The sequence below is a fragment of the Nocardia sp. NPDC058633 genome (assembly GCF_042717045.1).
GTDB lineage: Bacteria > Actinomycetota > Actinomycetes > Mycobacteriales > Mycobacteriaceae > Nocardia.
In genome coordinates, this window is the sequence record NZ_JBHXRA010000003.1 from 222,057 (window position 1) to 236,296 (window position 14,240).

At 68.6% G+C, this 14,240-nt stretch carries 15 protein-coding genes; 2 read left to right on the plus strand and 13 right to left on the minus strand.

The features are described 5' to 3' along the window. Positions 1-42: 42 nt before the first annotated feature. Positions 43-1,221 carry a serine hydrolase domain-containing protein gene (locus ACFWUR_RS04995; RefSeq protein WP_378902018.1) on the minus strand — a complete coding sequence of 393 codons (1,179 nt, stop codon included), beginning with the start codon at positions 1,219-1,221 and terminating at the stop codon, positions 43-45. A gap of 253 nt (positions 1,222-1,474) precedes the next feature. On the opposite strand from ACFWUR_RS04995, the gene ACFWUR_RS05000 reads away from it, so the two are divergent. Next, a complete protein-coding gene (locus ACFWUR_RS05000; RefSeq protein WP_378902021.1) occupies positions 1,475-1,753 on the plus strand; it encodes a hypothetical protein in 279 nt (92 codons plus the stop codon). 56 nt (positions 1,754-1,809) lie between these two features. On the opposite strand, the gene ACFWUR_RS05005 is transcribed toward ACFWUR_RS05000, so the two are convergent. The 5 genes from ACFWUR_RS05005 to ACFWUR_RS05025 all read right to left on the minus strand — a co-directional run bounded on the left by ACFWUR_RS05005 (position 1,810) and on the right by ACFWUR_RS05025 (position 7,310). Beyond that, positions 1,810-3,384, minus strand: coding sequence for a uroporphyrinogen-III synthase (locus ACFWUR_RS05005; RefSeq protein ID WP_378902024.1), 1,575 nt, complete (start codon positions 3,382-3,384; stop codon positions 1,810-1,812). Continuing rightward, on the minus strand, positions 3,381-4,412 hold the full coding sequence (gene hemC, locus ACFWUR_RS05010) for a hydroxymethylbilane synthase (RefSeq protein ID WP_378902027.1): 1,032 nt from the start codon (positions 4,410-4,412) through the stop codon (positions 3,381-3,383). The genes ACFWUR_RS05005 and hemC overlap by 4 nt, the downstream gene beginning before the upstream one ends. Beyond that, positions 4,409-5,881: a glutamyl-tRNA reductase gene (locus ACFWUR_RS05015; RefSeq protein WP_378902030.1), complete on the minus strand. Its 1,473-nt coding sequence runs from the start codon at positions 5,879-5,881 to the stop codon at positions 4,409-4,411. Before ACFWUR_RS05015 ends, hemC begins: the two co-directional genes overlap by 4 nt. A gap of 76 nt (positions 5,882-5,957) precedes the next feature. Then, a complete protein-coding gene (locus ACFWUR_RS05020; protein WP_378902032.1) occupies positions 5,958-6,821 on the minus strand; it encodes a redox-sensing transcriptional repressor Rex in 864 nt (287 codons plus the stop codon). Positions 6,822-7,028: 207 nt separating this feature from the next. Beyond that, on the minus strand, positions 7,029-7,310 hold the full coding sequence (locus ACFWUR_RS05025) for a glutaredoxin family protein (protein ID WP_378902035.1): 282 nt from the start codon (positions 7,308-7,310) through the stop codon (positions 7,029-7,031). Between the two features lie 88 nt (positions 7,311-7,398). Here ACFWUR_RS05025 and ACFWUR_RS05030 point away from each other — a divergent pair, with 88 nt between their 5' ends. Beyond that, complete coding sequence (locus ACFWUR_RS05030) at positions 7,399-8,424, plus strand: HAD family hydrolase (protein ID WP_378902038.1); 1,026 nt, start codon at positions 7,399-7,401, stop codon at positions 8,422-8,424. Here ACFWUR_RS05030 and ACFWUR_RS05035 read toward each other — a convergent pair. The 7 genes from ACFWUR_RS05035 to ACFWUR_RS05065 all read right to left on the minus strand — a co-directional run bounded on the left by ACFWUR_RS05035 (position 8,421) and on the right by ACFWUR_RS05065 (position 14,233). Then, positions 8,421-9,437 (minus strand): lysophospholipid acyltransferase family protein, encoded by a 1,017-nt coding sequence (locus ACFWUR_RS05035; protein ID WP_378902041.1) that lies wholly within the window; start codon positions 9,435-9,437, stop codon positions 8,421-8,423. The genes ACFWUR_RS05030 and ACFWUR_RS05035 overlap by 4 nt on opposite strands. Beyond that, the gene (locus tag ACFWUR_RS05040; protein ID WP_378902044.1) at positions 9,434-10,468 is read right to left on the minus strand and encodes an NAD-dependent epimerase/dehydratase family protein; all 1,035 of its coding nucleotides are present in this window, start codon (positions 10,466-10,468) and stop codon (positions 9,434-9,436) included. The genes ACFWUR_RS05035 and ACFWUR_RS05040 overlap by 4 nt, the downstream gene beginning before the upstream one ends. A gap of 239 nt (positions 10,469-10,707) precedes the next feature. Further along, complete coding sequence (locus tag ACFWUR_RS05045) at positions 10,708-10,809, minus strand: 30S ribosomal protein bS22 (protein WP_003402602.1); 102 nt, start codon at positions 10,807-10,809, stop codon at positions 10,708-10,710. A gap of 224 nt (positions 10,810-11,033) precedes the next feature. Then, on the minus strand, positions 11,034-11,315 hold the full coding sequence (locus ACFWUR_RS05050) for a helix-turn-helix domain-containing protein (protein ID WP_378902047.1): 282 nt from the start codon (positions 11,313-11,315) through the stop codon (positions 11,034-11,036). Between the two features lie 144 nt (positions 11,316-11,459). Then, positions 11,460-12,278, minus strand: a complete 819-nt coding sequence (gene proC, locus ACFWUR_RS05055) for a pyrroline-5-carboxylate reductase (protein WP_378902050.1) — start codon at positions 12,276-12,278, stop codon at positions 11,460-11,462. A gap of 28 nt (positions 12,279-12,306) precedes the next feature. Then, positions 12,307-13,173 carry a thioesterase family protein gene (locus ACFWUR_RS05060; RefSeq protein ID WP_378902053.1) on the minus strand — a complete coding sequence of 289 codons (867 nt, stop codon included), beginning with the start codon at positions 13,171-13,173 and terminating at the stop codon, positions 12,307-12,309. A gap of 175 nt (positions 13,174-13,348) precedes the next feature. Beyond that, positions 13,349-14,233, minus strand: a complete 885-nt coding sequence (locus tag ACFWUR_RS05065; protein WP_378902056.1) for a sugar phosphate isomerase/epimerase family protein — start codon at positions 14,231-14,233, stop codon at positions 13,349-13,351. Between the last annotated feature and the right edge of the window lie 7 nt (positions 14,234-14,240).

Sequence of the window (14,240 nt, forward strand, 5' to 3'; positions counted from 1 at the left end):
AGCCCGCAGAATACGCCTGTCGCCAGTTGGTCGCCGCAGCGCCTACAGCGGGTCGGATCCGCGGGCCAGTTCGCCCAGAATCTGCTCAAAGGTAGCGAAGACCGGCGAGGGCCCCGGCGAACTCCAGGCCTGGTTGGTGAGCAGGATCGCCGTCACCGCACCGTCGTTGGACCAGGTGGATCCCAGACCGCCGTCCCAGCCGTAGGCACCGGCGCGAGGACCGTCGGACTGCTCGCGCAGCTGGATGCCGACGCCGTATCCCCAGCCCGCGCTGCCGTCGGGGGCGGGCCCGCCGCGGTCGAGTTGCTCGGCGGTCAAGTGGTTGGTGGTCATCGCGGCGACGGCTCGTTCGGACAGAATGCGGGTGCCGTCCACTTCGCCGCCCTCGCGCAGCACGCGGGCGAAGCGGTGGTAGTCGGCGAGGGTGGAGACCAGGCCGTCGCCGCCACCTTCGAAGTCCGGTGGGGTACTCCACTGGCCGACGGTCGGGTCGAAGACGGTGCGGGCGCCGTCGATGTCGGAGTAGTGCGGGCCGAATCGGGCCAGCTTGTCCGGCGGGACGGAGAAGCCGGTGTCGGTCATGCCGAGGGGGCGCAGGACGCGATCGGCCAGGAACTCCGAGAACCGTGTGCCCGCTGCCCTGGCGATCAGAATGCCGAGGATCGAGGCGCCTACGTGATAGAGCCAGCGTTCGCCGGGCTGATACTGCAGCGGCAAGGTGCCCAGTCGCTGTATCCAGGTGCCGGGAGGCAACATCCGCGCGGGCGTGGGCGGGCCCCAGCCGAGACCGAGGTGACTCCAGGCGGCATCGAATGGCTTGGGTGAGAAGTCGGCGAAGTCCATCCCCCAGCCGAGTCGGAAGGTGAGCAGGTCCTCGACGGTGATCGGGCGGTTCGCCGCCACCGTATCGGTGAGTTCGGCGGCGGGATTCGCGAGCACCCGGAGATCGGCGAGTTCGGGGAGCAGCCGGTCGACCGGTTCGGCCGGGTCGAGGACACCGTCGTCGATCAGGATCGAGGCCGCGGCCGCGGTGAGCGGTTTGGTCATCGAGGAGATCCGGAAGATCGTGTCGGTGCGCACCGGCGCGTTGCGCGCGAGGTCGAGATGACCGATGGCGCCGCAACCGACGTCGTCTCCGGTCGCGACCAGCCAGGCCAGGCCCAGCAGCTCGTCGGCCGCGACGTGCGCGCCGAGCCGCTTGTCGATGTCGTCCACCGTCATCGCCTCTCCTCGGTTCGGGTTGCGCTACTAGACCACAGCGGTCCGACAGCTATCGCCGAATCACCACCCGCGGCGCTTCGGCGAGGTCGGCAACCGAGCCGGGCGAACCTGTGGATAACATCGAAACCCACTGGAGCTCAATGGCTTCCGCGCGAGATCGACGAAACCTGTCGGTACCTCTCGCTATAATCGAAAGCGTGTTCGAGGGTTCCGACGATCGGGGGCGGAACCCAACGCGACGGGAGGACGCCGAATGAATGCCATTGCCGCCAAGTCCACTTTCATCACCGCGCCGTACGTGCCACTGGAGAAGAAGCGACTGCCCGCGGGGCGTCCGCGCCGCTGGTACGTGGCGCACAATCGTCGGCTCAAGGCGATGCGGCTGACGATCGCACTGCTGGATTCCGGTGTGTACCTACCCAATCAGGCCACCAACGAGACGATCCGACGCACCGCCGAGAAGATCGACATCCGCCCGCCGTCGGATGCCACCTGCCGGTTGGTGCGCACGCTGCTGCGCTACAGCCGATGACCCTGATACGCCGAAAGCCCGCCGTTGCGGGCGGGCTTTCGGGGTATCTGTCGCGGTCAGCGGCTGCTGCTGCGGCGGCTCTTCTTGCGCGGCGGCGGCAGCAAGCCCTCGGCGCGCAGTCGCGACGCGTGCTCGGCCAGTGCCTCGACCAGTGGGCCCACCTGCGCCGTCTCCGGCTGCACGTCCACGCGCAGGCCGAACTCGATCGCGGTCTCGGCGGTCTTCGGGCCGATGCAGGCCACGATGGTGCGGGCGTGCGGCTTGCCCGCGATACCGACCAGATTGCGGACCGTGGAGGACGAGGTGAACAGGACCGCGTCGAAACCGCCGGTCTTGATCATCTCGCGGGTCTCCGCAGGCGGCGGCGAGGCGCGCACCGTGCGGTAGGCGGTGACGTCGTCGATCTCCCAGCCGCGCTCGCGCAAGCCCTCGGCGAGGGTCTCGGTGGCGATATCGGCGCGCGGCAGCAGCACCCGATTCACCGGGTCGAACACGTCGTCGTAGGGCGGGAAGTCGGCGAGCAGGCCCTCGGAGGACTGTTCACCGCTCGGCACCAGTTCGGGGTTGATGCCGAAGGAGCGCACCCTTTCCGCGGTGGCCTCACCGACACAGGCGATCTTCACGCCCGAGAACGCGCGGGCGTCGAGACCGAACTCGGCGAACTTCTCCCACACCGCGCGCACCGCGTTGGTGGAGGTGAACACCACCCACTGGTAGCGGCCGTCGACCAGGCCCTTCACCGCCCGTTCCATCTGGGCGGGGCTGCGCGGCGGCTCCACCGCGATCGTCGGCACCTCGATCGGGATCGCGCCGTGGGTAACGAGCCGTTCGCTCATCTCCCCCGCCTGATCCTTGGTGCGCGGCACGAGCACGGTCCAGCCGTAGAGGGCACGCGATTCCCACCACGACATCTTGGCGCGCTTGTCGACTTCCTTGCCGACCGTGACCACCAGCGGGCCGACCAGTTCGGAAGCGGCGTTGTTCAGCGAGGCCAGCGTGGCCTCGATGGTGCGCTGCTGACGGGTGGTGCCACGCACGGTCACCGCGACCGGAGTCTGCGGCGCCATCCCGTGCTCGACCAGCGCGCTCGCGGTCTCGGCCAGGTGGCCGGAGGTGGCGTGCAGCACCAGCGGGCCGGGGGCAGCCGCCAGCGCCGACCAGTCGACCTCGCCGCGCACATCGGCTTCGGTGTGCCCCGAGCCGAGCGCGATGCCCGCGTAGCTGGGCACGGCCGAGCCGTTGGGCAGGCCGGGCAGTACCTCGAACACCATGTGCGAACGGGTCACGGCGTTGACCTCGTTGATCACCGAATCGGTGGTCAACGGGTCACCGGTGACGATGCGGACCACGTCGTGACCGTTGCGTGCCTCGGCGATCAGCGTCTTGGCCACCTCGGCGGGTTCGCCGAGGGCCGGCCGCACGTCGACCGGGCTCTCGCCGTCCGCGCCGACCTCGACGGCGCTACCGATCAGGGCGAGCACCCCCTTGTCGACATCGGGGTCGGTGAACGCCAGCATCGCGCGCTCGAGCACCTCGCGGGCACGCACGGTCAGCAGGGCCGGGTCGCCGGGGCCGGATCCGACGAAGAGGATCCGCCCTGGTTGCTTCTTGGTAGCTCGGCTGCTGCTCATCGGTTGTTCTCCATCGGGCTGGAATTAGTGAAGTCGGTGGGCGCCGGTTCGTCTGTGACGCTCAGCAATGCGCGAGCACCCAGGTCCAGCAGTTCGCGCGCCAGCGTGCGACCGAGTTCGGCCGCGTCTTTCGGCGCGCCGACGATCGAGGCGCGCAGGACGTCGGAGCCGTCGATCGCGGCGGCACAGGCGCGCAGCGAGAGTTCGTCGAAGATCCGGCCGTCCTCGTCGATCGACTCGACGATCTCGGCGAGCGCTCCGATCGGTGCGGTGCAGCCTGCCTCGAGCTCACCGAGCAGCGAACGCTCGGCGAGCACCGCGGCTCTGGTCGCGGCATCGTCCAGACCGGCGAGTACCTCGATCAATTGCGGGTCGTCACTGCGGCATTCGACCGCCAGGGCGCCCTGCGAAGGGGCAGGCAGCATCTGCACCGGTTCGAGCGATTCGGTGATCTCGTCGGTGCGCCCGATCCGGCACAGGCCGGCGCGGGCGATCACGATGGCATCGAGTTCGCCCTCGCTCACCTTGCGCAAGCGGGAGTCGATGTTGCCCCGCAGCGGCAGGATGTCGAGGCCGAGGCCGAGCGCGCGTAGCTGGGCGGCCCGGCGCGGAGCCGAGGTTCCCACCCGGGCGCCGGCGGGCAGCTCGCCGAGGACCAAACCGTCGCGAGCCACCAGCGCATCGCGCGGATCCTCGCGCAGCGGAATCGCGGCGATGGTGAAGCGCGGGTCCTGCGCGGTGGGGAGGTCCTTGTAGGAGTGCACCGCGATGTCGATGCCACCGGCGGCGAGCTCGTCGCGCAGTGCGGAGGTGAACACCCCGACACCGATCTTCTGCACCGGGTCCGACGACAGATCGCCCGGTGTCTTGATGACCACCAGCTCGGCGGGCTGGCCCGCCGCGATCAGCGCATCACGGATGGTGCCCGCCTGTGTCAGCGCGAGCAGGCTTCCGCGCGTGCCGATCCGCCACGGCGCACTGGTGCTGCCTGCGGTCACGGTGTCCTCTTCCTGCACTGTCGTGGTCATGCGGTTTCCTCCTGCGCATGCCCGAGCGGCGCTGCGTGGTTTCGCATGCTGCCTGTGTCGGGTCTTGACTCGGTCAAGCGTGACGGCCCGTCGCCGAAGTGGCTTGTGGTGAAGTCGTCGGCCAGCGCGGACTCGCCCGCGGCGACCTCCATCGGGGCGGCAACCGCTTGTACCGCACCGGGTTTCAGTTCGAAAAGCTCACGCAACGCCTCGGCGTAGCTGTCGCCGCCCGGCGTGGATGCCAGCTGTTTCACGCGCACCGTCGGCGCGTGCAGCAGCTTGTCGACGACGCGGCGCACGGTGCGTGCCACCTCGTCGCGGGCCGGGTCGGCCAGGTCGGGCAGCCGCGAATCCAGGCGGAGCAGTTCGGCCTCCACCACATCGGCGGCACGCTGACGCAACGCGGCCACCGTGGGGGTGACCTCCGCCATGCGTTGCCCGGCAAGATATTTGGCGAGTTCGTCGGCGACGATGAGGCGCGCGGCGGCGGTGTCGTCGGCCGCGGCACCCGCGGCCGGATCGCGCTGCAGCGATTCGATGTCGATCACGGCGACGCCGGGCAGGCCCGCCACGGTGTGCTCCACATCGCGGGGCAAGCCGAGATCGCAGAAAACCAGAGGTCGTTCGGCGGCATCGGTGCGGGCCCGGCCGGCCAGCGCACGATGGGTGTCGGCCAGGGTCACCACGGACCCGACCGCGCCGGTACAGGTGATCACGACATCGGTGCCCGCCATGGCCTCGGTGAGCCGCGACATCTCGACCGCTTCGGCGTCGACACCGTGCATGGTGCGCCCGGTTTCGGCGAGGCGCTGTGCGCGTTCGAGCGTCCGGTTGACGACGATGATGCGCCCGATCCCGGCCCGCGACAGATGCGCCACAGCCAGCCCACCCATCGCGCCCGCGCCGACGACCACCGCGGTTCGCCCGGCGAGATCGCCGACGACTCCGCGCGCCCGATCCAGCGCGACCGACACCACCGACGCACCGGCCCGGTCGATCCCGGTCTCCGAATGCACCCGCTTGCCGACCCGCAACCCGTGCTGGGCCAACTCGTGCAGCGTGCGACCGACCGCCTGCTGACCGTCGGCGCTGGCATAGGCACTGCGGATCTGGCTGAGCACCTGCTGCTCGCCGACGACCATCGAGTCGAGGCCGCTGGCGACCGCGAACAGATGCTCGGCCGCGGCCTCGCTGTAGCGCACATAGGCGTGCTTGGTGAGATCGGGCAGTGCCAGTCCGGAATGCTTGGTGAGCAGGTCGCCGACCTCGCCGAGACCGCCGTGGAAGGCGTCGACGACGGCGTAGACCTCGACCCGGTTGCAGGTGGAGACGATCATCGCCTCCGACACGTGGCTCGAGGCGAGCAGCCGATCTACCAGCTTCGGCCGATCGGAGTCGCTGATGGCGACCTTCTCCAACACCGAGACCGGGGCACTGCGATGTGAGATCCCGACCAGAAGAACGCTCATGCCCGCACCACTCCCGCGCCCGGTGTCGTCATGCGCGTTCGCACACTGTGTTGCTGTTTCGCTCGCTCGCGCTCGCTCATGGCGTGATCACCGATCCCTTGGTGCCTGGCTCCGTTGCCGAGTGGGGGGTGGCCGAGTGCGGCGCGGTGCGACGCTGCGGCCTGCCGCGAGCCGGTTCGACCGGCGCGGCGTGCGTGAGGTGGTTCGGCGGCGTCACCCGGCGCGCGATCCGGCCGGAGCCGACCTCGGCGACCTCGGGCAGGGCGGGCGCGTCGTTGCGGGCGGCGTCGAAGGACAGCATCTGCAGTTCCATCGCCAGATCGACGCGGCGAACCTGGACATGGGCGGGCGCGCGCAGTTCCAGCGGCGCGAAGCTCAGAATCGACGGCAGCCCGGCGGCGACGAGCCGGTCGCACACGTCCTGGGCGGCCTCGTCGGGCACGGCCACCACGGCGATCGTCGGTGCCAGCGCCGGCACCTGCGCGGCCAACTGCTCGACATCGCGCACGACGAGACCGGCGTACGACTGGCCGATCACCGCGGTGTCGTTGTCGAAGATCCCGACCACGGTGAAGCCTCGTACCCCGAATCCGCCGTAACCGACCAGCGCGCGGCCCAGGTTGCCCGCGCCGATCAGCACTACCCGATGTCCCTGCGACAGTCCGAGCACATCTTCGATCCTGGTGCGCAACTTGGCTACGTCATAGCCGACACCCCGCACACCGTTGGGTCCGAGGAAGGAAAGATCCTTGCGCAGCTTCGCCGAATTGACACCCGCCGCGACAGCGAGTTCCTCACTCGATACGATGACTACACCCTCGTCGGCCAACCCGTCGAGAACCCGGAGATAGGTAGCGAGACGAGTCACCGTGGCCTGCGGAATGTCCCGCACGAGAGCCTTGCCGGAGACGCCACTCGGCGTCTCGTGCTGCTCTGTCACGTCGTCGGCTCCTCGTTCCGGGCCTGATCGCGGTCCGGATCCTCTGTTTCGTTCACCGGTGTGGGTCGCTGCGGTTGCGAGAGCGCGACCGGTGCCATAGGGGCGGTACAAACCCGGCCACCGCCGCTGCGTGCCAGGGGCGGTGCGGATTGCGTGTCACCACCGTAACTGCTTGTGCAGGCGTTCACAAAGTCGGTGAATTCGGCCTCATTTTCCTTCGCGACCAGCGATCCGGCTCAGGTCGGCCCGTAAACGCGGCTCGTCGACGTCGAAATAGCTGTGTTCACGGCCGTTCAACAGGACCACCGGCAGCCGATCACCGTATTCCGCGCGCAGTTCCGGGTCGCTGACCGCGGCTTCGTCGACGTCGAGGGTGGCGACCGGGAGACCGAAATCACCACAAATCCTCTGTAATTGCGTCAGTGCCGTGCTGCACAGGCCGCAACCGGCACGAGTCAACAAGGTCACCGTCGGTGTGGGATTCGTCATGAGCTCTATTTAATCCTCGAGCCCCCAGCGGGTTGTCGGTGCAGCCGGTTACTGTGGACATGGTTCGCGCGACTAGCGGAGGGTACTGGTGCCGGAACGTTCGAAGGTGACTAGGGCCGGATTCGTCGCAGGACGATTCGGGGAGTTCCCCGCCCGGTGGCAGCCCAGCCGCCTCGGCCAGGAACTGCAGGAACAGTTCGCACGGCTGCCACGCAGCCCGTTCGGGCCGAGCGAGGAAGAGCTACGCGCCAACCTGGCCGGTGAGGCGAGCGCCGACGCCGCGCTCGAGTTACACGATGCCGAGCTCGCCGAGCAGGGCACCGACGCGGGCCCCGAGGTCCCTCGCGACCTCACGGCCGCGGCGTTCTTCGACGTCGACAACACCCTCGTGCAGGGCGCCTCGATCGTCCACTTCGCCCGAGGGTTGGCCGCGCGCAAGTACTTCAAGACTTCCGACCTCGTCGACGTCGCCTGGAAACAGGTGAAGTTCCGGGTCACCGGCAAGGAGAACTCCTCCGACATGGTGTCGGGCCGGGAGAAGGCGCTCAGCTTCATCGCGGGCCGCCCCACCGCCGAACTCGCCGCGCTCGGCGAGGAGATCTACGACGAGATCATCGCCGACAAGATCTGGCCGGGCACCCGTGCGCTCGCCCAGATGCACCTCGATGCCGGCCAACAGGTCTGGCTGGTCACTGCCACCCCGGTCGAGCTGGCCAATGTGATCGCCAAACGCCTCGGCCTGACCGGTGCTCTCGGCACCGTCGCCGAGAGTGTCGACGGCAAGTTCACCGGCCGCCTGGTCGGCGACATCCTGCACGGACTCGGCAAGGCACACGCCGTGCGCACCCTCGCCATCCGCGAAGGCCTCAATCTCAAGCGCTGCACCGCCTACTCCGACAGCCACAACGACGTTCCCATGCTGTCGCTGGTCGGCACCGCGGTCGCCATCAACCCCGACTCCGACCTGCGCGAGGTCGCGAAGAACCGCGGCTGGGAAATCCGCGACTACCGCACCGGCCGCAAGGCGGCCAAGATCGGGGTGCCCACCGCCCTCGCGCTCGGCGCGGCGGGCGGGGCGGTAGCGGCTGTCGTAGCCCGCCACCGCGACAGCTAACCCAGAACCACGTTGCGGCGCTTGGCCAGCAGCTTGTAGAGGGTCTGCTGGATGGTCTCGCGGACCTGATCGGTGACCTCGAACATCGTCATCGGGTCGTCGGCCTCTTCCGGCTCGAACGCCGTGGTCGCGATGGGCTCACCGAACTCGATGTACCACTTCGACGGCATCGGCACCGCGCCCAACAGCCCAAGGTGCGGGAACAGCGGCGTCACCGGGAAGTACGGGAGCCCGAGCAGGCGGGCCAGCGGCTTGATGTCGGCCAGCTTCGGGTAGATCTCCTCCGAGCCGACGATCGATACCGGGATGATCGGCACCCCGGCCCGCACCGCCGCCGAGACGAACCCGCCGCGCCCGAATCGTTGCAGCTTGTACCGGTCGGCGTAGTTCTTCCCGACGCCCTTGAACCCTTCCGGGAACACTCCCGCGATGTGTCCCGCGCGCAGCAGGCGCTCGGCATCGGGATGGCAGGCCAGGGTGTGTCCGGCCTTGCGGGCGAGTGCTCCCAGCAGCGGCATCTCGAAGATGAGATCGGCGGCCAGCAACCGCAGAGCGCGCTGATTCGGGTGCTTGTCGTGCACGGCCAACTGCAGCATCAGCCCGTCGATCGGCACGGTGCCCGCGTGATTGGCCACCAGCAGCGCGCCACCGGCGGCGGGAACGTTCTCGATCCCCGACACCTCGACGCGGAACCAGTAGTCCGACAGCGGCCGCAGCGCGGGCAGGATGACCGATTCGAGCAGGTGCCGGTCGTAACCGAATTCGTCGACCTGGTAGTCGCCGGTGAGTCGACGGCGCGCGAACTCCGCGGTCCGTTCGATCTGCTCGCCGACGGCATCGCGCACGATGTCGGTCAACGATTTCGGCGGTAGCGCGGGCATTCCCGGACGGCGCTCGCTGAGGGAGGTGACCGGCATCGCCTGCGTCGGCTGATCCGGCCATCGCCGGGCCTGCGGTCGTTGCCGGGCCTCGACATTCACGTCGAGACGAATGACTTTCGCTCCCTCGTTCATGTACGCGCTCCTGTACCGGCCCCGATGAGGCCGAGCAGTTTGTGTTCTGCGGCGTCGATCCAAGCCGGATCGAAGACGGGCCGCAACGCTGCGCCCGCGATGAAGTCATCGAACGCCTGGACCGTGGTCCAGCGTGGGGTGAAACCGAGTTCGGTACGCATACGGGTGGTGTCGAGCCCGCAGCCGAAGTAGAAATAGTCGGGTTGTTCGCCACTGAATCCGCGCATGATCGGGCCCATCAGCGAGCGACCGACCGTGCGAAAGACGAAGAACGGCACCGGCGCGACAATGCGCCCGGCCCGGCGGATCGCCTGCGACATGGCCAGTGCGCCGTCGCCGGCGATATTGACCGTGCCACCATGTGCGCGCTGCGCCGCGTGCACCAGCACCGCGACCGCGTCTTCCTCGTGCAGTAATTGCAGCCTGGCTTCGCGACCGAGCACAGTCGGGGTGATCGGCGAGCGCAGATATTGCACGCCACGGTCGGCCAGGCGCGGACCGACGATCGGCGCGAAACGCAGGATCGATGCGGAGATATCGGGCCTGCGCCGCGCCATTCCACGCACCAGCGCCTCGATATCGATCATGTCGCGCGCGAACCACCCCGCGGGCGGAGTGCGCGCGCCCATTTCCTCGGTGAATTTCGCCGGATCCTTGGCGCTACAGCCGTAAACCGCCGAGGAGGACCGCACGACCACGCGCCGCACCGACGACGCTTTTTGACACACGGCGAGCAATTGCATCGCGCCGAGGACGTTGAGATCCTTCATCACCGCGCGACCGCCACCGGCGGGCGGGCGGGTGAGCACGGCCGCGTGCACGACGGTATCGACGTCGTTGCCCTCGACGACCTTGCGGATCAACGGATTTCTGATATCGGCGCGCACGAACTCGGCACTACCCATTTTGCGGCGGAGTTCACGGCTGGGGGTGACGGTATCCACGGCGATGACACGTTCGACGCCGGGTTCGGCAGCCAGACGTGCCGCGACATTGCCGCCGAAGAAGCGGCTGGCACCGGTGACCAGCACAACTTTCGGCTCGTGTCGTTCCCGTGTGTCGGAACTCGGACCTGACCCCACTCAAAGCCCCCTGCTGCTTCTCATGTTTCGCGTACCAGAGTAGCCGCATTCGCGCCACTCGCCGTCACGATCTACCACCTTTTAACACCGGCGACCCGTCCTCGCACAGCACCGTTCACAAACCCGGGCATTTCACAGCGAGAGCCCGCCACCTTCGAAGGTGACGGGCTCGTCGCAGGCATGCGGGCTTACTTGCCGAGTTTGCGCCGCTGAACACGCGTGCGGCGAAGCAGCTTGCGGTGCTTCTTCTTCGACATACGCTTGCGGCGCTTCTTGATCACAGAACCCATAGGGTTTCCTCGCGTTCTCTCTACTCGGCATACACACGCGGTGTTCACGTGCGTCGTTTGGCGTCCGCGCCGCCGGGGCAACCGGACACCACGAACGGTGCCACCGGCAGGCGGACACGAACCGGTTGTCCATGCTACCGGGGCACCCGAGCAGCAACGAAACCGCCGTATCTTTGGCGGCTGGCGCCGCGGGTTTCGCCAGGGACGGGACGAAACCACTCGGCTCATCCGGCGTCGAAGTACGACGTCTCCAGGTAGTCGTGCACCGCCTTCGCGTGCACTCGGAACGAGCGTCCGACACGCACCGCGGGCAGTTCACCCGAGTGCACGAGCCGGTACACCGTCATTTTCGACACCCGCATGAGATCGGCGACTTCGGCGACGGTGAGAAACTGCGTGCCACCGCCGATCACCGTTTGCGGGGTGGCGCCGACCCGCGGACCGGGCGAACCCGAACCACCGCCCGACGCCGAGGGATTACTTGACATTCTGTTCGCAGACATCATGGCACCATTGACCTCCGGCACGCCCGCGCCGCCGGCTTCCCCACCAGCGGAACAGACACGCACGTGCTTCTACGAGCTTAGCGGGACCAGTGGGATTACTGCGACGGGTGTGAGAAATCGGTTTTCAAACCGAGTACCCGATCGTCACTCGTTCGTTGCGCCCTGTTCGGCCGAGTGCCGCTTGGCCGCGTGTAGAGCTTCGGTGAATGTCGAGCGCAGCGCGCCACGCTCGAGTTCGCGCAGTGCCGCGGCGGTGGTGCCACCGGGTGAGGTGACCGCGGCCCGGAGCTCGGCCGCGCTCTGCCCGGTTTCGTCCAGCAGTGCCGCCGCGCCGATCATGGTCTGCACGACCAGTTCGTCGGCCACCTCGCGGGTGAGGCCGAGGCCGACACCGGCATCGATCATCGCCTCGACGACAAGGAAGAAATACGCCGGTCCCGAACCGGACACCGCGGTGACCGCGTCCATCTGCGCCTCGGGCACCGTCACCACTTTGCCTACGGCTTCGAGCATCTCGCCGACCTGCTCGAGCTGCTCGGGCTTGGCGTAGCGGCCGGGCGCCTGCACACACATCCCCTGGCCCACCAGCATCGGGGTGTTCGGCATCACCCGCACGACCGGGTAACCGGCGGGCAGTTTCGACTCGAGCCGAGCGGTGGAGACACCGGCGGCCAGCGAGACGAGCACCTGGTCGCGGCCGCTGTCGAGGTCGGCCTTGGACAGGTCGGTGAGCACCGAGTCGACCACCCCGGGCTTGACCGCGATGACCACGATGTCGGCGCCCTCCACGGCGTCGGCGACCGAGCCGCTCACCCGCACCTTGAACCGCTCCGCGAGCTGCGCGGCGCGCGGTGCGTTCGGCTCGACGACGACCAGATCCTTGGTCGCCCGGCCGGATTCCAACAATCCGGCCACCAGCGCCTCACCGATCCGACCGCCACCGATTACCGCAATTCTCGTCATGAGAACAAGGTTAGTTGGCCCGGTGGCCTCAGCGCGCCGCCGGGATCAGGGCCAGCTGGCGGCTCTGGGCGACAACGGCACCGGTGGAGTCGATGACCAGGTGGTCCTCGTCGAACATCCGCTCACCGACCTCACGGGCGGTCGCGACGACGCGCAGCCAACCGGGGGCGGGGATGCGACGCAGGTAGGTGGTCATCTGCACCGTCGGCGACCAGCCGAAGTGACCGAGGTTCATCGGCACCGGCGGGCTGATGTCGGCGGCCATCATCGCGAAGGCGGCGCGTGCCCGCGGATCGGATTCGTCGCCGTCGAACGGCCGGATCCACAACCGCAGCCGCGGCGGGCCGGTCTCGCCGCGCAGGAACTCACCCCAGGTGGGGTCGATCACCATGTGGGCACCCTGGCTGACGTGCACGATCTTGCCCATCGGCGAATCGGGGGTGTATTGGAAGGCCTGATCGCTCGGCTCGGCGGGCATATCGGTGTCGGGGCCGCTCCAGCGGGTTTGCGCGGAGTCGAGGTGACCGAAGGTGAACGCGGTCCGCACGAGCGTGCGGCCGTTCTGGATCAGGTCGACGTCGGCCAGGCAGATCTGGCGGCCCTTCTTGCGGATGTGCACCGCGTACTCGACCTCGCCGGGGTCGGGGGCGCCGAGGAAGTCGGTGCTGGCCGCGATCGGCGCCATCTGGGCGAGCGCTGCGTCGGCTTCGGTGAGCCACCGGGTCGCCGCGGCGGCGGTGGCCGCGACCATGGTGCCGCCGTGCACCTTGGGCCCGATGGTCCAGGTGGGGTCGATGACGCCGGCGTAGCGGCCGGTCTCGGCGTCGGTGGTGGTGAGCTCGGTCAGGTCGAGGACCTGGCTGAACGGCGCGTCGGTCGCGAGTTCTCGCGTCATCGTCACTCCTGGTCGAGGGGCACAGCAATTCGTACAGCGTACAAGCATGCCGCGGGCGCGACTATTCCCCGCCGCGTACGCGAGTCACAGCAGGTCGTCCCGGCGCGACCGCTCCGGCGCGTCCGCACGCGGTCACGACGGCGTCCAGGTAGCGCGGGACCACGCCGACCCGCGGTCACGGCAGGTCGGCGTGACGGGGCTGCGGGTCCGGCGTCGCACCGGTGAGGTGGCGGCGCGCGAATTCGAGCGTGCGCGCCAGTTGCGCGGAGCGTTCGGCGGTGGTCTTCGCGTTCTGGGTGTTGATCTCGGCGACCGCGTGGCCGCGAAAACCGGTGTGGATCAGGTGTTCACACAGTTGCGCGCACGGCTGAGTACCGTCACCGGGCACCAGGTGTTCGTCGTGCGCGGCCCCGCGACCGTCGGCCAGGTGCAGGTGCACCAGGCCCTCGCCCATCCGCCGTGCCAGGTCGAGCGCGTCGGTGCCCGCGGTCGCGGTGTGCGAGAGGTCGAGGGTGTAGTGGTCGAAGCCGGTATCGGTCGGATCGTAGGACGGGCTGAAGGCACTCACCGCGCGTCCGGGGCCCGCGCGCCGTTCCAGCCTGCGCACCGCGCCTTCGCGGAACAGGGTGTCGGCCCGCATCGGGAACATGTTCTCCACAGCCACCTTCACCGGGTGATGCGCCTCGAGCTCACCGACCTGGTCGGCGAAGCCCCTGGCGTAGCGGCGTTGCCAACGAAACGGCGGGTGCACCACCACGGTGTCGGCGCCGAGCGCTTCGGCGGTGCGCACACTGCGTTCCAGCTTGGCCACCGGGTCGGCGCCCCACACCCGCTGGGAGATCAGCAGGCACGGCGCGTGCACCGCGAGCACCGGAACGCCGTAGCGCTTCGCGTAGGACTGCACGGTCGCGATGTCCTGGCTGGCCGGTTCGGCCCAGACCATCAATTCGACGCCGTCGTAACCCAATTCGGCGGCATAGCGAAACGCCGCCTGCGTGTTCTCCGGATACACCGAGGCCGTCGAAAGCCCGATCGCGATGTCCGCCCGTGCGTTCCCCACAACCCAC

What these genes read in the sequence shown, in the direction of transcription:
- ACFWUR_RS05025 (WP_378902035.1), bottom strand. Translation starts at nt 7,310, where the DNA reads ATGACGAATCCCACACCGACGGTGACCTTGTTGACTCGTGCCGGTTGC.
- ACFWUR_RS05000 (WP_378902021.1), top strand. Translation starts at nt 1,475, where the DNA reads ATGAATGCCATTGCCGCCAAGTCCACTTTCATCACCGCGCCGTACGTG.
- ACFWUR_RS05005 (WP_378902024.1), bottom strand. Translation starts at nt 3,384, where the DNA reads ATGAGCAGCAGCCGAGCTACCAAGAAGCAACCAGGGCGGATCCTCTTC.
- ACFWUR_RS05060 (WP_378902053.1), bottom strand. Translation starts at nt 13,173, where the DNA reads ATGACGCGAGAACTCGCGACCGACGCGCCGTTCAGCCAGGTCCTCGAC.
- hemC (WP_378902027.1), bottom strand. Translation starts at nt 4,412, where the DNA reads ATGACCACGACAGTGCAGGAAGAGGACACCGTGACCGCAGGCAGCACC.
- ACFWUR_RS05045 (WP_003402602.1), bottom strand. Translation starts at nt 10,809, where the DNA reads ATGGGTTCTGTGATCAAGAAGCGCCGCAAGCGTATGTCGAAGAAGAAG.
- proC (WP_378902050.1), bottom strand. Translation starts at nt 12,278, where the DNA reads ATGACGAGAATTGCGGTAATCGGTGGCGGTCGGATCGGTGAGGCGCTG.
- ACFWUR_RS05050 (WP_378902047.1), bottom strand. Translation starts at nt 11,315, where the DNA reads ATGATGTCTGCGAACAGAATGTCAAGTAATCCCTCGGCGTCGGGCGGT.
- ACFWUR_RS05015 (WP_378902030.1), bottom strand. Translation starts at nt 5,881, where the DNA reads ATGAGCGTTCTTCTGGTCGGGATCTCACATCGCAGTGCCCCGGTCTCG.
- ACFWUR_RS04995 (WP_378902018.1), bottom strand. Translation starts at nt 1,221, where the DNA reads ATGACGGTGGACGACATCGACAAGCGGCTCGGCGCGCACGTCGCGGCC.
- ACFWUR_RS05035 (WP_378902041.1), bottom strand. Translation starts at nt 9,437, where the DNA reads ATGAACGAGGGAGCGAAAGTCATTCGTCTCGACGTGAATGTCGAGGCC.